The 19,354-nt window shown below is 71.2% G+C and carries 18 protein-coding genes; 6 read left to right on the plus strand and 12 right to left on the minus strand.

What is annotated here, in order from left to right:
* Positions 1-6: 6 nt before the first annotated feature.
* From rpmF to recG, 6 genes are all read right to left on the minus strand, one after another.
* On the minus strand, positions 7-180 hold the full coding sequence (rpmF, locus tag JHN45_RS15585; RefSeq protein WP_015657589.1) for a 50S ribosomal protein L32: 174 nt from the start codon (positions 178-180) through the stop codon (positions 7-9).
* Between the two features lie 2 nt (positions 181-182).
* A complete protein-coding gene (locus JHN45_RS15590; protein ID WP_201049389.1) occupies positions 183-836 on the minus strand; it encodes a DUF177 domain-containing protein in 654 nt (217 codons plus the stop codon).
* 133 nt (positions 837-969) lie between these two features.
* A complete protein-coding gene (locus JHN45_RS15595) occupies positions 970-2,052 on the minus strand; it encodes an ATP synthase F0 subunit B (protein WP_200709713.1) in 1,083 nt (360 codons plus the stop codon).
* Between the two features lie 99 nt (positions 2,053-2,151).
* On the minus strand, positions 2,152-2,631 hold the full coding sequence (gene coaD / locus JHN45_RS15600) for a pantetheine-phosphate adenylyltransferase (protein WP_019068740.1): 480 nt from the start codon (positions 2,629-2,631) through the stop codon (positions 2,152-2,154).
* Positions 2,632-2,657: 26 nt separating this feature from the next.
* On the minus strand, positions 2,658-3,245 hold the full coding sequence (gene rsmD / locus JHN45_RS15605) for a 16S rRNA (guanine(966)-N(2))-methyltransferase RsmD (protein ID WP_201049390.1): 588 nt from the start codon (positions 3,243-3,245) through the stop codon (positions 2,658-2,660).
* Between the two features lie 106 nt (positions 3,246-3,351).
* Positions 3,352-5,559 carry an ATP-dependent DNA helicase RecG gene (gene recG / locus JHN45_RS15610; protein ID WP_200709711.1) on the minus strand — a complete coding sequence of 736 codons (2,208 nt, stop codon included), beginning with the start codon at positions 5,557-5,559 and terminating at the stop codon, positions 3,352-3,354.
* Between the two features lie 168 nt (positions 5,560-5,727).
* Between recG and JHN45_RS15615 the strand changes: the two genes are divergently transcribed.
* Both JHN45_RS15615 and JHN45_RS15620 read left to right on the plus strand, forming a co-directional pair.
* Entirely contained in the window at positions 5,728-7,554 is a 1,827-nt protein-coding gene (locus JHN45_RS15615; protein WP_201049391.1) for an HSP90 family protein, read from the plus strand.
* On the plus strand, positions 7,554-10,487 hold the full coding sequence (locus JHN45_RS15620) for a tetratricopeptide repeat protein (protein WP_201049392.1): 2,934 nt from the start codon (positions 7,554-7,556) through the stop codon (positions 10,485-10,487). The genes JHN45_RS15615 and JHN45_RS15620 overlap by 1 nt, the downstream gene beginning before the upstream one ends.
* A 4-nt stretch (positions 10,488-10,491) precedes the next feature.
* On the opposite strand, the gene JHN45_RS15625 is transcribed toward JHN45_RS15620, so the two are convergent.
* Positions 10,492-12,180 (minus strand): DAK2 domain-containing protein, encoded by a 1,689-nt coding sequence (locus JHN45_RS15625; protein ID WP_201049397.1) that lies wholly within the window; start codon positions 12,178-12,180, stop codon positions 10,492-10,494.
* A gap of 257 nt (positions 12,181-12,437) precedes the next feature.
* Between JHN45_RS15625 and rpmB the strand changes: the two genes are divergently transcribed.
* Positions 12,438-12,623 (plus strand): 50S ribosomal protein L28, encoded by a 186-nt coding sequence (gene rpmB, locus JHN45_RS15630; RefSeq protein ID WP_004924906.1) that lies wholly within the window; start codon positions 12,438-12,440, stop codon positions 12,621-12,623.
* 82 nt (positions 12,624-12,705) lie between these two features.
* Here rpmB and thiD read toward each other — a convergent pair whose 3' ends face one another.
* Both thiD and JHN45_RS15640 read right to left on the minus strand, forming a co-directional pair.
* Positions 12,706-13,500 (minus strand): bifunctional hydroxymethylpyrimidine kinase/phosphomethylpyrimidine kinase, encoded by a 795-nt coding sequence (gene thiD / locus JHN45_RS15635; protein ID WP_200709708.1) that lies wholly within the window; start codon positions 13,498-13,500, stop codon positions 12,706-12,708.
* The gene (locus JHN45_RS15640; RefSeq protein ID WP_019068733.1) at positions 13,497-14,462 is read right to left on the minus strand and encodes a thiamine-phosphate kinase; all 966 of its coding nucleotides are present in this window, start codon (positions 14,460-14,462) and stop codon (positions 13,497-13,499) included. Before JHN45_RS15640 ends, thiD begins: the two co-directional genes overlap by 4 nt.
* Before the next feature lie 203 nt (positions 14,463-14,665).
* On the opposite strand from JHN45_RS15640, the gene JHN45_RS15645 reads away from it, so the two are divergent.
* Positions 14,666-14,899 carry an Lrp/AsnC family transcriptional regulator gene (locus JHN45_RS15645; RefSeq protein ID WP_019068732.1) on the plus strand — a complete coding sequence of 78 codons (234 nt, stop codon included), beginning with the start codon at positions 14,666-14,668 and terminating at the stop codon, positions 14,897-14,899.
* Positions 14,900-14,919: 20 nt separating this feature from the next.
* The gene (locus JHN45_RS15650; protein ID WP_200709707.1) at positions 14,920-15,411 is read left to right on the plus strand and encodes a DUF3515 domain-containing protein; all 492 of its coding nucleotides are present in this window, start codon (positions 14,920-14,922) and stop codon (positions 15,409-15,411) included.
* Between the two features lie 19 nt (positions 15,412-15,430).
* Here the strand turns inward: JHN45_RS15650 and JHN45_RS15655 are convergent, their stop codons facing one another.
* From JHN45_RS15655 to JHN45_RS15665, 3 genes are read right to left on the minus strand one after another with little or no spacing between them, the layout of a single operon-like run.
* The gene (locus JHN45_RS15655; RefSeq protein ID WP_201049393.1) at positions 15,431-16,588 is read right to left on the minus strand and encodes a D-alanine--D-alanine ligase family protein; all 1,158 of its coding nucleotides are present in this window, start codon (positions 16,586-16,588) and stop codon (positions 15,431-15,433) included.
* A gap of 59 nt (positions 16,589-16,647) precedes the next feature.
* A complete protein-coding gene (locus JHN45_RS15660; RefSeq protein WP_201049394.1) occupies positions 16,648-17,658 on the minus strand; it encodes an NAD(P)H-dependent glycerol-3-phosphate dehydrogenase in 1,011 nt (336 codons plus the stop codon).
* Positions 17,655-18,464 (minus strand): 1-acyl-sn-glycerol-3-phosphate acyltransferase, encoded by an 810-nt coding sequence (locus JHN45_RS15665; RefSeq protein ID WP_201049395.1) that lies wholly within the window; start codon positions 18,462-18,464, stop codon positions 17,655-17,657. Before JHN45_RS15665 ends, JHN45_RS15660 begins: the two co-directional genes overlap by 4 nt.
* Before the next feature lie 144 nt (positions 18,465-18,608).
* Between JHN45_RS15665 and cofC the strand changes: the two genes are divergently transcribed.
* Positions 18,609-19,268: a 2-phospho-L-lactate guanylyltransferase gene (gene cofC, locus JHN45_RS15670; protein WP_201049396.1), complete on the plus strand. Its 660-nt coding sequence runs from the start codon at positions 18,609-18,611 to the stop codon at positions 19,266-19,268.
* Positions 19,269-19,354: the final 86 nt, after the last annotated feature.

Below are 19,354 nucleotides of genomic sequence, written 5' to 3' on the forward strand. Positions count from 1 at the left end.
AGCCGCTCAGACCTCGAGAACCTGGCGCTTGTTGTACGTGCCGCAAGAAGGGCACGCGATGTGCTGCTGCTTGGGCTCGTGGCAGCGCTCGCACGCAACCAGAGGGGTGACCGCAGCCTTCCACTGCGACCGGCGGTGGCGCGTGTTGCTGCGCGACATCTTCCGCTTCGGAACAGCCACGGCTACTTCTCCTGCTTCTCGTTGGCGCGCGCCGGTCGGGGCGCTTCGCCACTGATCTCGTCCTTCTCGCCGTCTTCGAGTGAACCGGCGAGTCCCTGCAGTGCCGCCCAACGGATGTCGACGGCGTCATGGTGGTGGTCCGGGTCGTCCGCGAGCCGCGCTCCGCACTCGGAGCACAGGCCCGGACAGTCGTCCTGGCACACCGGCTGCATCGGCAGTGCGAGCACCACCGCATCGCGCAGCACGGGTTCGAGGTCGAACAGGCCGTCCTCGATGAAGAGCCTGTCCTCGTCTTCCTCGGCGTCGTCGACCGGTTCCGCTTTCACACGGCCACGGTCGTCGGCGTCAGGGTACGAGAACATCTCCTGGAATTCCGCTTCGAGCGACAGCTCGAGCGGCTCCAGACACCTTACGCACTCCCCCTTGGCCTGTGCACGGGCGGTGCCTGTGACAAGCACCCCTTCCATGACCGACTCAAGGCGGAGGTCGAGCTTCACCGGGGCGCCTTCCGGCACTCCGATGACTCCCTGGATCCCGAGATCCTTGGGAGCGTCGATCGAACGGGTCAGGCGCTGCAGCGCACCAGGACGCCGCCCCAGCTCGTGAGTGTCGAACACGAGAGGGTTGCGGTGGTCAAGGCGGGCGTTCAGGGCCATTCCTGTCTTTCGGGTTGCTGAGCTCAAGGAGCGCTGCCCTTCGGTGCTTCCGGGCAGCGTGGATCGCGGACGTACACGCGACCGAAGAGCCAGGATACTGGACCTTTCGCTCACGGCCCAATCCGGTGGTCCCTTACAGGCCTCGGCCCTGCTCGTACGCCCGCAGCTGCTCGGCGCTGATCATGCCGGTGTCGAAGAGGCTGGTCTCGTCGAGCGCGTAGCCCTGCTGCGCCTGCTGCGCCTGCTGGTCGAGCTGGGCCTGCTGCATCTGGTTCGGGTCGTACACGGGCTGCTGGCCGGTGTCGTAGCCCTGGTAGGCGTAGGGGTCGGCCTGCTGGTACCCGTACGGGTCCTGCTGCTGGGGCTGCTGGGCGTACTGCTGCTGATAGCCGTACTGGTCCTGCTGCTGGCCCGGCTGCTGGTAGTCGTAGGCCGCCTGCGGCGCGTAGTCCTGCTGCTCGGGCTGGACCGGGGTGTTCGAGACCGGGGTGTCCGTGACGGTCGCGAGGTCGGCGAGGTAGTCGGCGTCGCTGGTGTGCTGGACCTGGCTGCCGTCGGCGTCGAAGGCGAGGGCGCCGAGGTCGTCGCTGGCGATCCGGCCGTGCAGCTTCTGCCGGCCCTTGCCCACGGCCTCCAGGGTCTTGGCGAGGACAGCCTCGAAGGCGCCGAGCTTGACGTCCACGTACGCGTCGGCGTCGCGGCGCAGGGTCTCCGGGTCGTGGCTGCGCTCGGGGGCGTCCTCGTCCTCGTAGCCCTGGTCGTCGATGCCGGGACCGGTGCCGAGCAGCTTCTCTCGGCCGCGGCCGACCGACCCGAGGGTCTTGGTGAGGACGACCTCGAAGTTGGCGAGCTTGGAGTCGACGTAGTCGTCGGCCTCCGCGCGGACCTCCTCGGCCTCCTGGCGGGCCTCGGCGAGGATACGGTCCGCCTCGTTCTGCGAGCGGCGGGCGACCTCGGTGTCGGAGATCAGCGAGCCGCGCTCGGCGTGCGCGGTCTGGATGATCCGCTCGGCCTCCTGACGGGCCTGCTCGACCATCTCGTGCCGGCCGCCGATCAGCTCCTGCGCCTCGGCCAGCGAGTCCGGCAGTGCCGCGCGCACCTCTTCGAGCAGCGTGAGCAGCTCGGCGCGGTTGACCACGCAGGAGGCCGACATGGGCATGGACCGGGCGCTGGAGACCGAGGCGACGATCTCGTCGAGCTTCTTCTGCACGTCCACCGTGTGCTCGCCACTCTCTACCGACGTGTTGGAGACGGACGGGTCGACTGTACGACCCCTCCCGTCCCGCCCGACACCGGGTGACGCACAGTCAGTCCCTCAGGCCTTGCCGATCCGGCCCTTGAGCGCGTCCAGGACCACCGGCGGCACCAGGTGGGAGATGTCGCCGCCCCAGGTCGCGACCTCCTTGACCAGCGAGGACGACAGGAAGCTGTAGGTGGGGCTGGTCGGGATGAACAGGGTTTCGACGCCCGAGAGTCCGTTGTTCATCTGGGCCATCTGCAACTCGTAGTCGAAGTCGCTGACCGCGCGCAGGCCCTTGACGATGGCCGGGATGTCGCGCTGCTTGCAGTAGTCGACGAGGAGGCCGTGGTAGGCCTCGACCTGGACGTTGCCGAACTCGGCGGTGACCTCGCGGATCAGTTCGATCCGCTCGTCGACGGTGAACAGGCCCTTCTTCGACTGGTTGATCATCACGACGACGTGCACGACGTCGTACAGCCGGGAGGCACGGGCGATGATGTCGAGGTGGCCATTGGTGATGGGGTCGAAGGACCCCGGACAAACAGCGCGGCGCACTTGATTTCCCTCGCTCTCCGGTCCGGTCATCGTGCGTCTTCGCACGTAGAGGCGGCGCGACCGTACCAAAAGGTCCCCTCGCCGTAACGACGGGCCCGGATCCCCTCGAAACCGTCCGGCCACCCGAATTCGCCGCCTCTGGTGCTGCGCTCCACGGTGACGAGCGCGTCCGGCGCGAGCCAGCCCCCCGACCGGAGTGTGAGGAGAATCTCCCGAAGATCGTGATCTGCGACAACATAGGGCGGATCGAGAAAGACGATGTCGTACGGCTCTGCTGGCGCCGGTGTCTGGACGACCTGTTCGGCCTTGCCCGCCCTGACCTCGGCGCCGGGGAGGCCGACGTTCTTGACGTTCTCCCTGATGACCCGGGCGGCCTTGGCGTCGGCCTCGACGAGGAGGGTGTGGCCGGCTCCTCGGGACAGGGCCTCCAGTCCTACGGCTCCTGAGCCCGCGTAGAGGTCGAGGACCCGTTCGCCGTTCAGGGGGGCGCCCAGGAGGGACTGCCAGGTGGAGAAGAGGCCCTCGCGTGCGCGGTCGGAGGTGGGGCGGGTGCCTGTGCCTGGCGGCACGGCGAGTCGACGTCCGCCGGCTTCGCCGGCGATCACGCGGGTCATGTGGGGTCCTTGATCGTGGGTGAGTGCAGGTCCATTGTGGCTGGTCGCGCTCACGCGGCGGTAGCCGCATATGGAGTACAGCCCCGCGCCCCTAGGTTCATCACCCTCAGCCCTTTTCCAAGTACTGCTCCCTCTCCTCGTCCAGCAGCGCGTCCAGCGCCACACGCAGGCCCGGGAGGCGCTCCAACTCGGGATCGGCCTCGACGACTGCCGTCGCCTCCTCCCTCGCCTCCGCGATGACCTCCTCGTCCTCGATGACCGACAGCACGCGCAGGGACGTACGGGCACCGGACTGCGCCTGTCCCAACACATCGCCCTCTCTGCGCTGTTCGAGGTCGATACGGGAGAGCGCGAAGCCGTCGAGGGTCGAGGCGACGGAGTTGAGGCGTTGGCGGGCGGGGCTGGCCTCGGGCATCTCGGAGACCAGGAGACAGAGGCCGGCCGCGGAACCGCGCCCCACCCGGCCGCGCAGCTGGTGGAGTTGGGAGACGCCGAAGCGGTCGGCGTCCATGATCACCATGGCGGTGGCGTTGGGCACGTTGACGCCGACCTCGATGACCGTGGTGGCGACCAGGACGTCGGTGTCGCCGGCGGCGAAGCGGCGCATCACCGCGTCCTTGTCGTCGGGGTGCATACGGCCGTGCAGCACCTCGATCCTGAGGCCCTGGAGGGGGCCCTTCGCGAGCTGGGCGGCGACGTCGAGGACGGCGAGCGGTGGGCGCTTCTCGGCCTCGTCCTCGGCGGACTTCTTCTTGCCGGCCTTCTTGGGGTCGTCCTCCTCGTCGCCGATGCGCGGGCAGACGACATAGGCCTGATGGCCGTTGCCCACCTCCTCGCGCACGCGCTCCCAGGCGCGGGCCAGGAAGTGGGGTTTGTCGGCGGCGGGGACGACATGGCTGGCGATGGGTGAGCGGCCGGCCGGGAGTTGGTCGAGGACCGAGGTCTCCAGGTCGCCGAAGACCGTCATGGCGACCGTGCGCGGGATGGGGGTGGCGGTCATGACGAGGAGGTGCGGGGGTTGTTTGCCTTTTCCGCGCAGGGCGTCGCGCTGCTCGACGCCGAAGCGGTGCTGTTCGTCGACGACGACCAGGCCCAGGTCATGGAACTGGACCTTGTCCTCGATCAACGCGTGCGTGCCGATCACGATCCCGGCCTCGCCGGTGACGAGGTCGAGGAGCGCCTGTCGCCGGGCGGCCGTCCCCATGGATCCGGTGAGCAGCGTGACCTTCGTGGCCCGCTCGGCCCCGCCCAGCATCCCGCCCTCGGCCAGCTCCCCCATCATCTCGGTGATGGACCGGTGATGCTGCTGCGCGAGCACTTCGGTGGGCGCGAGCATCGCGGCCTGCCCGCCCGCGTCGACGACGGCGAGCATGGCTCGAAGGGCCACCATGGTCTTCCCACTACCCACCTCCCCCTGCAACAACCGATGCATCGGATGCTCGGTCGCCAGGTCGTCGAAGATCTCCTTGGAGACCTTCAACTGCCCGTCCGTGAGGGTGAACGGCAGGCGGTCGTCGAAGGCCGTGAGGAGGCCGTCGGTCGATGGTTTGCGGGCCACCGCCGGGAGTTGGGCGTCGGTGTGGCGGCGGCGGGCCAGGGCCACCTGGAGGACGAAGGCCTCGTCCCACTTGAGGCGGTCGCGGGCGGCGGCGATGTCCGCCTTGGTGTGGGGGCGGTGGATCTTGAGGAGGGCTTCCGGGAGGGAGACCAGGCCGCGGCCCTCGCGGAGGGAGTCCGGGAGGGGGTCGACGGCCTCCTGGGCGCTGGGCAGGGCCGTCTGGAGGGCCTTGCCGATCTTCCAGGACTCCAGTTTGGCGGTGGCGGGGTAGATGGGGATCAGGGTGCCCGCCCAGGTCTCGACCGTCTCCTCGGCGTCGCCCTTCAGCAACTCGTATGCCGGGTGGGCGAGTTGCAGTCGGCGGTTGAAGACGGAGACCTTGCCGGCGAACATCGCGCTGGTGCCTGGCAGGAGTTCCTTGTGGGGTTTGTGAACTCCCGAGCCGAAGAAGACGAGTTGGAGCCGGCCGCTGCCGTCCGTGATCGTGACTTCGAGTCGCTGGCCCTTGCCCCGGGGGGCCTTGCTGGACGCGAAGGTGTGCAGCCGGGCGTCGGCGACCTGGGCGACCACGGTGACGTGCTCGTCCATCGGCAGGTCGGCGAGGTGCGTGAGCTGGCCGCGCTCCTCGTATCTGCGCGGGTAGTGGTGCAGGAGGTCGCCTACTGTGTGCAGGCCGAGATGCTCGGCCATCACCTTCGCGGTGGCGGGGCCGAGCACCTTTTTCAGCGGTTCTTCCAGTGCGGGCACGAGATCCATTCCACACCACGCCACTGACAATGCCGTATACGTCTCCCGAAACCCCTGGTCAGGCGGGTCGTTCGGGCCTAGGATGACGCGCTCCGGCCATCCCCCGCGGTCACCGCCTCACAGGGACCGCCCGACCCTCGCGCCGTTCGCACCTTCCCCCACCTCGGCGCTGCGACGATGGATTCCCAGACCTCACAGTCATCCCAGGCATCACAGTCACCTCACACGTTCCAGGTCGACCTGCGCGGTCTGGTGGACCTGCTCTCCCATCACCTCTACTCCAGCCCCAAGGTCTATCTGCGCGAACTGCTGCAGAACGCCGTGGACGCGATCACCGCCCGCCGGGCCGAACAGCCCGACTCCCCTGCTCTGGTGCGGCTGTACGCCGACGGGGGCACCCTGCGCGTCGAGGACTCCGGCGTCGGGCTCACCGAGGCGGACGTGCACAACCTCCTCGCGACGATCGGCCGCAGCTCCAAGCGGGCCGAGGGGCTCCAGGAGGTCCGCTCCGATTTCCTCGGGCAGTTCGGCATCGGGCTGCTGGCCTGTTTCGTGGTCGCCGAGCGGATCCGGGTCGTCAGCCGCAGCGCCCGTACGCCCGACGCGCCGCCCGTGGAGTGGACGGCGACCGACGACGGGTCGTACACCGTGCGGACCCTGCCCGACACCGAGCACCCCGAACCGGGCACCACCGTGCACCTGGTGGCGCGTGCCGGGGCCGGCGAGTGGCTCACCAAGGAGCGGGTCCTCGCGCTGGCGCGGGACTTCGGGGCGCTGCTGCCGTACGACGTGCGGGTGGACGGTGAGGCGATCACCGATCTGCCGGCGCCCTGGGACCGGTCGTATCCGAGCCCCGGTGCGCGCAGGGTGGCGCTGGCTCGGCACTGTCACGAGTTGTTCGGGTTCACGCCGTTGGACTCGATCGAGCTGTCCGTGCCGCTCGCCGGGATCCGCGGGGTCGCCTATGTGCTGCCGTCGGCGGTGAGCCCGGCGCAGCGTGCCACGCACCGGGTGCATCTCAAGGGCATGCTGCTGACCGAGCGGGCCGAACAGCTGCTGCCGGACTGGGCGTTCTTCGTGCGCTGTGTGCTGGACACGGACAGTCTGCGGCCCACGGCCTCGCGCGAGTCGCTGTACGAGGACGAGACGCTGGCCGCCGTACGGGAGGCCCTGGGGGAAAGGATTCGCTCCTGGCTGACCGGGCTGGCGGGCGGTGATCCGGAGCGGCTGGCCGCGTTCCTGTCGGTGCACCACCTGGGGGTGAAGTCGCTGGCGCGGCACGACCCGGAGATGTTGCGCACGATGCTGCCGTGGCTGCCCTTCGAGACGACCGACGGGCGGGTCTCCCTGGAGGAGTTCGCGCAGCGGCACCCGGTGGTGCACTTCACGCGGACCGTCGAGGAGTACCGGCAGGTCGCCCCGATCGCGTCGGCGCAGGGCATCGGGGTGATCAACGGCGGTTACACCTACGACGGCGAGCTGGTCGAGGCGCTGCCGTCGGTGCGCCCGGGGACGGTGGTCGCCGAGCTGGACTCGGACACCGTGACCGCGCACCTGGACTCGGTCGACCCGGCCGAGGAGCTGGCGCTGGCGGACTTCCTGGCCGCCGCACGGGCCAAGCTGGACCTCCTGGGGTGTGATGTCGTCCTCCGGGCGTTCCATCCGCTGTCGGTGCCCGCGCTGCATCTGGACGACCGCTCGGCCCGGCACGAGCAGGCCCGCGCGGAGGCCGAGGAGCAGGCCGACGACCTGTGGGCGGGCATCCTGGGCTCGCTGCGGGGCAGCGCTCCGCGCGCGCGTCTCGTGCTCAACCATCTCAACCCGCTGATCCGGCGCATCAGTTCACTCAGGGACCGGGACCTGATCGGGACGGCCACGGAGTCGCTCTACGGGCAGGCACTCCTGATGGCGCAGCGACCACTGCGCCCCGCCGACTCGGCACTGCTGAACCGGGCGTTCATCGGCCTCCTGGAGTGGGCCACACACGGGGAGGGCGACCACTGATGACAGGGATCACGGACTTCGACGCGCTGCGCCGGGCGATGGCCGAGAACTCCGAGGAGCCGGAGGGACCGGCCCGCAACGCGCGCGCGGAGCAGCTGCTCGCCGAGGCCGAGAAGCTGGACATCCCGCTCGCGGTGATCGAGGCGCTCGGGCACCAGCTGAAGGTCTACAACTACAGCTCCGAGAAGGACAAGATGTTCGTCCCCTTCGCGCGCCTGCTGCGCATGTGGGACGAACGGCCCGAGGACTTCGACGAGTACGAGATCCACTCGCTGCACTGGGTCTTCAAGTGGATGTCGTCCGGAATGCTCGGCCAGCCGCACATCCCGCTCGCGTCGATCGAGAAGTGGCTCGCCGAGATGGAGCACCGCTACCGGCTGGCCGGACACTCCGAACGGGCGGTGCGCAGCGCCGAGTTCAGTGTCGCCTCGCACATCGGGGACCTGGCGCGGGCCGAGCGGGCGTACACCGCGTGGCTGGCCGCCGACCGGGACACCATGGCCGACTGCCACGCGTGCGAGCTGCACGGCCAGGGCGCGTGGCAGGTCGAGCGGGGGCGGGACGCCGAGGCCCTCGACCTGTGGAGTCCGGTCCTGGAGGGCGAGTTCAGCTGCGCCCACGAACCGCACACCGTCCTCGCGTCCTCCCTGGCCCCCCTGCTGCGCCTGGGGCGGGCCGACGAGGCGCGCGCCCACCACCTGCGGGGCTTCCGGCTCGTACGGCCCATGGAGAGCATGCGGGGCGCGTACGCGGACCATGTGGAGTTCTGCGCGCTGAGCGGCAACGAGGCGCGCGGTCTGGAGCTGCTGGCGGAGCGTCCGGCGTACTTCACGGACTCCGGGAACCCGCGCAGCGGGCTGGAGTTCCTGTCCGCGGTGACACTGCTGATGGACCGGCTGACGGAGCTGGGGCTCGGCGACCAGCGGGTGCCGGGACCGGCCGGCCGGCCCTGGACGGCACGTGAACTCGCCGCCCACGCGCGCGTGGAGACCCTCGCGCTGGCCGCCCGCTTCGACGAGCGCAACGGCACGACCCATGTCGGCGACCGGGCACGCGCGCGGATGGATCAGCGTCCCCTGGTGGAACGGCTTCCCCTGGGAGTGCGTTCGGCGGGCCGACCGACCGCGGCACCGGTGACCGTCCCCGCCCCCGAACCGGCCTCGGAGAAGGACCTCTCCGCGCTGCTCGCGGAGGCGCGACGGCTGTCGGACACCCTGCAACCGCACGCCGTGGAGGCCTGGTTGACGGTCGCGCGGGCCGCCGAGGGCGTCGAGCTGGCCGCCCTCGACCGCGCGGAGATCGCCGACCACCAGGCGATGGACCGGGGCCCCGAGGGCCTCGCCCTCTTCGAGCGCGCGGCCGAGCTGTACGCCGAGGCGGGCGATCCCGGGGAGGCGTGGGCGGCACGCGCGCGTGGGGCGTACGTACGCGCTCTCACGGGCGAGCTCGACGAGGCCCTCGCGGCGATCGCCGAGCCGTACGACGGGGTGCTCGCGCTGTACGCCGAGGGCGCCACGGGCGTACGGCAGACGGCGGGCGTGCTGATGAGCCGGGCGCGCGTCCTGATGCGGGGCGTGCACGAGGACCCCTCGGGCGACTCCCCCGACGGCGAGGTCCTGGCCGCCGCCGAGGCCGCGGTCCGGGAGGTGCTGGCCCTGGTCGAGGGGCACACCGGGGACGATGTCCGGCTGGCCGCGCGGGCCGCCGAGGGGCAGGCCATGCTCGCCGAACTCGCCCTGCGGGGCGGGGACCCGGTGACCGCCGCCCGGCTGTTCGCGAAGGCGTCGACGGCGTTCGTGGGCGCGGGGCTGCCGTGGTTCGCGGTGGAGTACGAGGCCCGGCTGGCCGGGCTCGCCCATCAGCTCGGCGACATCGCGGAGACGGAGCGGGCGCTGCGGGCCGCCCTGGAGCACGGCGGGCCGTATCTGGAGGCGCCCGGACGGGCGCAGCTGCACCTTCAGCTCGCCGAGGTGCTCGGCGGCCGGGGCCGGTCCCAGGAGGCGGCTGAGCACGCCCTGGAGGCCGCGCACTGGTCCGACGAGGCGGGCGAGGGCCCGACGCTGGGCGCCTGGGCCCGGCACCAGCTGGGCGGCTTCCTGCTGCGTCAGGGCCGGTGGGCCGAGGCCGCGGAGGTGCTGGAGTCGGCGCTGCCCGACCTGACCGCCGAGACGCACGGCGACGGCGCGGTCGTCCAGACGAAGTGGTGGCTCGGGGACTGTCTCAGCGAGCTGGGCGAGCACCGCGCGGCGGCCGAACGGCGGTTGCAGGCGGCCGAGATCGCCCGGCACTGGCCCGAGCAGCACGACCACGCGACGCTCGCCCATCTCGCCGCCGAGTCCCTGGGGCACGCGGAACTGCACACCGAGGCGGACCAGGCGTACACGCGCGCGGGCGACCTGTGGCGGTCCCTGGGGAACGTGCACGGGCTCGTGCGGTCGCTGCGTGCACGGGCCTGGCTGGCGTTGCGCGCCGACCAAGGGCTCGACAGCGCGCGGGAGTTGATGTCGGCCGCGATCGAGGAGTGCGAGGCGGCGCTGCTGGTGACGGACGACGAGGAGGCGCGGCAGCGGCTCACCGGTGAACTCGGCCACACACACCGGCAGTTCGGCGAGCTGCTGGCGCGTTCGGTCGCCGAGGAGGCCGAGGACACCGCGATCCAGGGCGCGTTCGAGGACGCCCTGACGCAGACCGCGGAGGCCGTCGCCGTTTTCGCGGCCCTCGGGGAGGGCGCCGTGCACACCCGTACCGCCGCCGAACTCGCCGCGGGCTGGCTGGAGGCGGACCTCAGCCGTCCCGCCGACGCGGCGGCACGCGCGCGTGGCGTGCTGAAGGCCTACGAGGGTGCCGACGACGGCGACGAGACGGTACGGGCCCGTCGCGCCGAGGCGGAGCAGCTGCTCCAGCTGATGGAGGAGCAGAACGACAACAAGTAGTCCCCTACTCGACGCCGATGAGCAGCAGGGCGCCCTGGCGGCCGCCCCGGTACACGACCGTGTCGACGGCGAGGTACGACTCGCGGACGTGGACTTCCAGGACGTCGGCGACGCTCTCTGGGGCCTCGTCGCCCAGGACGAGGGTGACGAGTTCGCCGCCGGCCGCGAGCATGCGGTCGAGGACGGCCCGGGCGGTGGCCGTGACATCGGCGCCGATCACCGCCACGTCGCCGTCGACGAGGCCCAGGACGTCCCCGGCCTGGCAGATGCCGGCCATGGTCCAGGACTGGCGTTCGGCGACGGCGACCTCGGCGTAGCGGGTCGCGCCCGCCGCCGAGGTCATGGAGACGACGTCCTCGTCGAAGCGGCGCTCGGGCTCGTGCACGGCGAGCGCGGCGATCCCCTGGACCGCGGAGCGCGTCGGGATCAGCGCGACCCGGATGCCCTCGGCACGGGCCTGCTCGGCGGCGGCAGCGGCCGTGTGCCGCAGATCGGCGTCGTTGGGCAGCAGCACGACCTCACGCGCGTGCGCCCGCCGCAGGGCCGCGACCAACTCCCCGCTGGCGGGCGGCTCCCCGGGGCGCGCGAGCACGGTGGTCGCGCCGGCCTCGCCGTAGAGCCCCGCAAGGCCCTCGCCGGGGACGACGGCGACGACGGCCCGCTGGGCGCGCTCCCTGGGCGGCCGTTCGGCACCGGTGGTGTGGACGTCGCCGAGCCCGAAGTGGGTGATCCGGATGCGGTACGGCCGCCCGGCCTCGACGCCCGCCTCGACGGCGGCGCCCGCGTCGTCGACGTGCACATGGACGTTCCACAGGCCGTCGCCGCCGACCACGACGAGCGAGTCGCCGAGCGCGTCGAGCCGGTCCCGCAGCCGCGTCACGGCCGTGTCCTCGGCCTCCAGGAGGTAGATCACCTCGTAGGCGGGCCCGCCCTCCTGGGGCGCCGTCGGGTCATCCTCACAGAGGAGGACGTCGTCGACCCCGGGAGCACCGGAAGCCGAAACAACCTCCACGCGCGCGTGCCCCCCGAAGACCGGCGCCTCCCGTGTGAACGTCTCCACCAGCGCGGCCAGCACCGCCACCAGCCCCCGGCCGCCCGCGTCGACCACTCCCGCGCGCTCCAGGACGGCCAGCTGCCCCGGGGTCGCGGCCAGCGCCGCGCACGCCCCGTCGTAGGCGGCCCGTGCCACCGTCCCGCAGTCGCCGTCGGTGTCGCCGGCCGCGTCGGCCGCCGCCGAGGCGACCGAGAGGACCGTGCCCTCGACCGGGTGGGCCACGGCCTGCCGGGCGGAGTCGGCCGCGTGCCGCAGCGCGAGCCGCAGCCCGTCCCCGTCCGTGTGAGCCGTCTCACCGTCGGCGGCGAGCACCTGGGCCATACCGCGCAGCAGCTGCGCGAGGATCGTCCCGGAGTTGCCGCGCGCCCCTATGAGGGCCCCGTGGGCCATCGCCCCGGCGGCGTCGGCCAGCGGCGGCTGCTGCCCGGTCAGGGTGCCGTGTCCGGCGAACACCGCCTCGACGGCCGTGACGGCGGACTCCATGGTCAGGTAGAGGTTGGTGCCGGTGTCCCCGTCGGCCACGGGATACACGTTGATGGCGTCGATCTCCTCGCGCGCACGCCCCAGCGCGCGCAGCGCGAGACCGCACCAGGTACGCACCGCGAGAGCATCGAAGAATGTCTGCGGCACCTGCGGCACCTGCGCCTCCTTGAGCTGCTGGACTGGCACGCAGCGTAGACCCCGGAGGGGGCCGGGCCCGAGGAGGGCCGGAGCAGGCCCTCGACCAGGCATGGTAGTTTCGTTGAACCGGCGCAGTCGTTGTATGCTGCTCCGGTTGCCCGATCCCGATCGGGCCATCCCCCCTGGCAGCGCCACATCAGATCCTAGATCCTGATCCCGGCATGCCGGGATCATCCGTAAGTGCATCTGTGCATCTGAAGTCTTTGGAGTGACCCGTGGCTGCCAACTGCGACGTCTGCGGCAAGGGGCCGGGCTTCGGCAACAACATCTCGCACTCGCACCGCCGTACGCCGCGTCGCTGGAACCCGAACATCCAGCGCGTTCGTACCGTGGTCGGCGGGACGCCGAAGCGCGTGAACGCTTGCACCTCGTGCATCAAGGCCGGCAAGGTCTCGCGCTGACGTACTGCTAGCGCGCGGCCACTGCTGGTTCGCTGCATCGAGCCGGTCCACCTCATGTGGGCCGGCTTTTTGCCGTGCCCGCTCAGACGTCCTCGCGCCGCAGCGCCCACCCGTGATCCACGGGTCCGATGCCCCCGCCGAGCGCGAACCCCGCCGCGATCGCCCCGGTGACGTACGCCTTCGCCGCCGTCACCGCCTCCGGCACCGACCGCCCCATCGCGAGGTGCGCGGCGATCGCCGAGGCGAGCGTGCAGCCCGTGCCGTGGGTGTGCCGGTTGTCGTACCGGGGCGCGCGCAGCCAGTGCTCCTCGGTGCCGTCGGAGAGCAGGTCCACGGCGTCGCCTGACAGATGCCCGCCCTTGACGAGCACCCACCGCGGCCCGTACGCCAGCACGGCCGCCGCGGCCTCCCGCAACCGCTCCTCCGAGTCGACCCGCACACCGGTCAGCTGCTCCACCTCGTCGAGGTTCGGTGTCGCCACGGTCGCCACCGGAAGCAGCTTCGTGCGTACGGCGTCCAGCGCGGAGTCCGCCAGCAGCGAGTCCCCGTGCTTGGAGATGCCGACCGGGTCGACGACCGCCGGGGCGTCCGTCCCCGCGAGCAACTCCGCGACGGTCTCGACGAGTTCGGCCGACGCCAGCATGCCGGTCTTCACGGCCTGTACGCCGATGTCGTCGACGACGCTGCGGTACTGGGCGCGCACCGCCTCCGCGGGAAGTTCCCAAGCGCCTTGCACACCAAGGGAGTTCTGCGCGGTGACCGCCGTGACGACGCTCATGCCGTGCACGCCGAGCGCGAGCATGGTCTTCAAGTCGGCCTGGATTCCCGCCCCTCCACCGGAGTCGGAGCCGGCCACCGTCAGCACCAGAGGCTTCACGACTCGATGTCCCCGAAGTGGTCCCAGCCGCCCTTGCTGGTCCACGGTGCCCCGTCGACCGTCACCTGGGGCAGCGCCGAGGGGTTGAGAACCTCGCCGATCACCTTCCAGCGGGCCGGCAGCTTCACGTCCGGGGCGAAGGTCGCCACGATGGCGTGGTCCTCTCCCCCGGTGAGCACCCACTGGATGGGGTCGACGCCGACGGCCTGCCCGATGTCGTGCATCTGGGTCGGGATGTCGATCGCGCCCGATCGGATGTCGATCCGGACCTTGCTCGACTCGGCGATGTGCCCGAGGTCGGCGATCAGTCCGTCGCTGACGTCACACATGGAGGTCGCGCCGAGCCCGGCCGCCGCCGGACCCGCGTGGTACGGCGGCTCGGGGCGCCGGTGCGCCTCGACGAACGCGCGCGGCGAGCGGAAGCCCCGCGACAGCACCGCGTACCCGGCCGCGGACCAGCCCAGCCAGCCGGTCACCGCGACCACGTCACCGGGCTGCGCGCCGGCCCGGGTGACCGGCTCCCGGCCGCGCAGATCACCGAGCGCGGTGATCGACACCATGATCGTGTCGCCTCGTACGACATCGCCGCCGACCACCGAGGCTCCCGCGACCTGGCACTCGTCGCGCAGGCCGTCCATCAGCTCCATGGGCCAGGTGACCGGGAGTTCGGCCGGCACGACCAGGCCCAGGAGCAGCGCGGTCGGTACGGCGCCCATCGCGGCGATGTCCGCGAGGTTCTGTGCGGCGGCCTTGCGTCCGACGTCGTAGGCGGTGGACCAGTCGCGGCGGAAGTGCCGGCCCTCCAGCAGGATGTCGGTGCTCGCCACGACCCTGCGGTCGGGCGCGGCGACGACCGCGGCGTCGTCGCCGGGGCCGACCCGGACCGAGGGAGTGGTGGTGAGCCGGGAAGTGAGCTCCCTGATGAGCCCGAACTCGCCCAACTCACCGACGGTGCCCTTCATCGTTCGTCCTCTTCTCGTGACGGCAGCGCCCGGTCGCGGGCCGTCGGTGTGCTCGGTACGGTCGAGGTGACCGTCGACTTCAGTCGTGCCCACGTCACGGCACGAGGGGAAGGGCTTCCGCGGGTCTCCCCGCGGTGAGCGGCGACGCGATACCGTGGCGTTCCTTTTCCCCACATGATCCTCGTGGCCGCCCTGGAGGTTCCGTGGTACAGGCGTACATCCTGATCCAGACGGAGGTCGGCAAGGCGTCGACCGTCGCCGACACGATCAGCAAGATTCCCGGAGTGATCCAGGCCGAGGACGTGACAGGACCGTACGACGTGATCGTGCGCGCCCAGGCCGACACCGTCGACGATCTCGGCCGCATGGTGGTCGCCAAGGTCCAGCAAGTGGACGGCATCACCCGCACCCTGACCTGCCCGGTGGTGCATCTGTAGCCCCCGTCTACCCTTGGCCGGTGAACTCTCTCCGTCACCGGCGCCGTTCTGTCATCGGGCTGTCCGTGCTCGCCCCGCTGATCGCCCTCGCGGGCTGCTCCTCGGCAGACGACAGCGCGTCGGCGGCGGTTCCCTCACCGGGCGCGAAGGTCACCGGGCTGTGCCGGAATCTGGACAAGGTGCTGCCGTCGAAGGTCGACGGCCGGGGCCGCCGGGATCCCGAGCCCGCGTCCGCGCTGACCGCGGGCTGGGGGAACCCGGCGATCATACTGCGCTGCGGTGTCGTGAGACCCGCGAAGATGAACGACCCGGAGGCCGACGGCGTCGAGGTGAACGGCGTCGGCTGGCTGCTGCAGAAGCAGGACGACGGGTCCTTCAGGTTCACCACGACGCTGCGGAAGGCGTACGTCGAGGTGACCATCCCGAAGGACCGCACCGGAGACGGTCTGGCGCCCCTGGTCGACCTGGCGAAATCCGTGCAGAAGGCGATCCCCGCGGGGATCGCCGACTAGCTCGACCGGACCGGCCCGGTCAGCGCAGTCCCGTGGACCTGCGCAGCGCGGCCTGCACCAGGAGGTCGACCAGCTCCCCGTAGGGGACGCCGCCGGCCTCCCACATCTTCGGGTACATCGAGATCGGCGTGAATCCGGGCATCGTGTTGATCTCGTTGATGACGAACTCGCCGTCCTCCGTGAGGAAGAAGTCCGCCCGCACCAGCCCCTCGCAGGAGGCCGCGTCGAAGGCGTCCACCGCGAGCTTCTGCACCTCGGCGGTCTCCTCCGGCGTCAGCGGGGCGGGCACGATCCCCGGAGTCGAGTCGATGTACTTCGCCTCGAAGTCGTAGTACGCGTGCTCCTGGGGCGGCGGGATCTCGGCCGGCACACTCGCGCGCGGCCCGTCCTCGAACTCCAGCACCCCGCACTCGATCTCGCGTCCGCGCAGCGCGGCCTCCACGAGGATCTTCGGGTCGTGCCGCTGCGCCTCCTCGATCGCCTCGTCGAGTCCGGACAGGTCGTCGACCTTGGTGATGCCGATCGACGAACCCGCGCGCGCGGGCTTCACGAACAGCGGCCAGCCGTGCTCACCGGCGAAGTCGACGATCTTCTTACGGGCGACGGACTGGTCCCGCGCCCACTCGCGCGGCCGGATCACCACGTAGGGGCCGACCTTGAGGCCGAACGAGGTGAACACCCGCTTCATGTACTCCTTGTCCTGGCCGACGGCCGAGGCGAGCACACCCGCGCCCACGTACGGCACCCCGGACAGCTCCAGGAGTCCCTGGAGGGTGCCGTCCTCGCCGTAGGGGCCGTGCAGGACGGGGAAGACGACGTCGACCTCGCCGAGGGCCTTGGGCACGGATCCCGGCTCGCTGATGACGACTTCGCGGTTTCCGGGGTCGAGCGGGAGCACCACTCCGCCCTCGCTCGACTCGGTGAGCTCGTCGACGTCCGGGGTACGGCGGTCGGTGATCGCCATGCGTTCCGGCGCGTCGGCGGTGAGGGCCCAGCGGCCTTCGCGGGTGATGCCGATCGGCAGGACGTCGTACTTGGTCCGGTCGATGGCCGCGAGGACGGCGCCGGCGGTGACCACGGAGATCCCGTGTTCGGAGCTGCGACCGCCGAACACGACGGCCACACGCGGCTTGCGAGGCGGCTGCTCAGGGCTCTGGGAGAGGTTCTCGGTGCTCATATCGCGATGAGCGTACCCGGTGGTACTGCCCTGAGTCAGCGTCCGTTGACCCGCGTTGCTCAGCGTCGCTCGGGCTTCGCGCTCCGCGACATCAGCTCCTTGACCGCCACCACAGGCGACTTCCCCTCGTGCACGATCTCGAACACCGTCTCCGTGATCGGCATGTCGACCCCGTGCCTGCGGGCCAAGTCCAGTACGGACTCACAGGACTTGACGCCCTCCGCGGTCTGCTTGGTGACCGCGATGGTCTCCTGGAGGGTCATGCCCTTGCCGAGGTTGGTGCCGAAGGTGTGGTTGCGGGACAGCGGCGAGGAGCAGGTCGCCACCAGGTCGCCGAGGCCGGCGAGCCCGGAGAAGGTCAGCGGGTCGGCGCCCATCGCGATGCCGAGCCGGGTCGTCTCGACGAGCCCGCGCGTGATGAGCGAGCCCTTCGCGTTGTCCCCGAGCCCCATGCCGTCCGCGATGCCGACGGCGAGCCCGATCACGTTCTTCACCGCGCCGCCGAGCTCGCAGCCCACGACGTCGGTGATGGTGTACGGCCTGAAGTACGGGGTGTGGCAGGCGGCTTGGAGCCGGCGGGCCACGGCCTCGTCGGTGCAGGCGACCACCGCGGCGGCCGGCATCCGGGAGGCGATCTCGCGCGCGAGGTTGGGTCCGGAGACCACGGCGATCCGGTCCCGGCCGACCTTGGCGACGTCCTCGATGACCTCGCTCATCCGCATGACGGAGCCGAGCTCGACGCCCTTCATGAGGGAGACGAGGACCGTGTCGGGCGCCAACAGGGGTGCCCAGTCGGCCAAGTTGGCGCGCAGTGTCTGCGAAGGGACCGACAGGACGGTGAAGTCGGCGTCGGCGGCGGCCTCGGCGGGGTCGGTGGTGGCCCGCAGGTTCTCCGGGAGTTCGACGCCCGGGAAGTAATCGGGGTTCGTACGCGTGGAGTTGATGGCCTCGACGACCTCCGTGCGACGCCCCCACAGCGTGACCTCGCACCCCGCGTCGGCGAGCACCATGCCGAAGGCCGTGCCCCATGAACCGGCGCTGAAAACGGCCGCCTTGACCGGCTTGCTCACGTGCCCTGCCCCTCTTGCTGCTCGACCTTCGGCTCGGTCGCCGACTCGGCCCTGGACTCCAACTGCTCGGTCTCCGCGGCCGTCCGGCGCCGCTGCTCGATCCGCTCGCGGCGCGGATCGTAGGGCGTCTCGGGTGCCTTGGCGCCTCGGATCTGCTCCAACAGGCGTGTGATGTCGGCCATGATGACCTCGGTCGCCTCCTTGAGGAGGTCCGGGCTCATGTCCTTGCCGTAGAAACGCGTGAGGTCCACCGGCGGGCCCGCGAGCACATGGCTGGTCTTGCGCGGGAAGACGTGCAGCTTCTTGGCGTACGGCGGCAGCAGCTCGTTGGCGCCCCACTGGGCGACGGGAATCACCGGGCACTTGGTCTGCAGGGCCACACGCGCGGCACCGGTCTTGCCGGTCATGGGCCACTGGTCGGGGTCCCGGGTGATGGTGCCCTCGGGATAGAACGCGACGCATTCCCCGCGCTCCACGGCGTCGATCGCGGCGCGGAAGGCGCTCAGCGCGTCCGTGGTCTCGCGATAGACGGGGATCTGTCCGGTGCCGCGCATCGCGGCGCCGACGAATCCCTTGCGGAAAAGCCCGCTCTTCGCCAGGAATCGCGGAACGCGCCCGGTGTTGTACTGAAAGTGAGCGTACGCGAGGGGATCTACGTGTGAATTGTGGTTCACCGCGGTGATAAATCCGCCCTCGGCCGGAATGTGTTCCATTCCACGCCAGTCCCGCTTGATCAGAACCAGCAGCGGCGGTTTGCAGAGGACCGCTGCGAAGCGGTACCAGAACCCGATTCTGCGGCGGGGCACGCGAACACCTTCCTCTAGGACCTGGGGGGCCGCACAAGTGTCGCCCCAGGCCGTCGGTCTGTCGAGAACACCGTACGCCCCGCCACCGACAACGCCAGGGGCCCCGGGTGACAATGGCCGCGACAAGAGAGGGACGGAACCCGCGTGCAGTGGACCTTGGTCATACCCCTGAAGTCTCTGGCGCGAGCCAAGACCAGGCTCTCGGACACGGCCGGCGACGGGCTGCGGCCGGGGCTCGCCCTCGCCTTCGCGCAGGACACCGTGGCGGCCGCGCTGGCCTGCCCGGCGGTCCGCGATGTGGCGGTCGTCACGGGCGACGCCCTGGCCGGGCGCGAACTGGCCGCGCTGGGCGCCCGTATCGTCGCGGACGAGCCGGGAGACGGCCTGAACGCCGCTCTGCGGCACGCGGCGACGGTCGTGCGGGTTTCCCGACCCGAAAGCGCGGTGGCGGCCCTGAACGCCGATCTGCCGGCTCTGCGCCCCTTGGAATTGGCCCGGGTCCTGGACGCGGCGGCGGAATTCCCGCGCGCTTTTCTCCCGGACGCCGCCACAATCGGCACGACCTTGCTCACCGCGCGCGCGGGCCGTGAATTGCGCCCGGCATTCGGCACCGATTCCCGCGCCCGCCATCGCGCTTCCGGCGCGGCCGAACTCGCCCTGGACGCGGTGGATTCCGTACGGCAGGACGTGGACACGGGCGAGGATCTGCGGGCGGCGCTGGCCCTGGGCGTGGGGCCGCGCACGGCGGCGGCGGCCGCGGGGCTGCTGATTCCGGGACGGCCGGGGGCGGTGGGCGGGCAGTAGGCTGCGGCCATGCAGGCGACCGCTTTCACCTACGACGCCGGGACCCGTAGCGGCAGTGGGCTGCTCGGCGACGGCACCCCGGTTCC

Source organism: Streptomyces sp. MBT53, assembly GCF_016654115.1.
Lineage (GTDB): Bacteria > Actinomycetota > Actinomycetes > Streptomycetales > Streptomycetaceae > Streptomyces.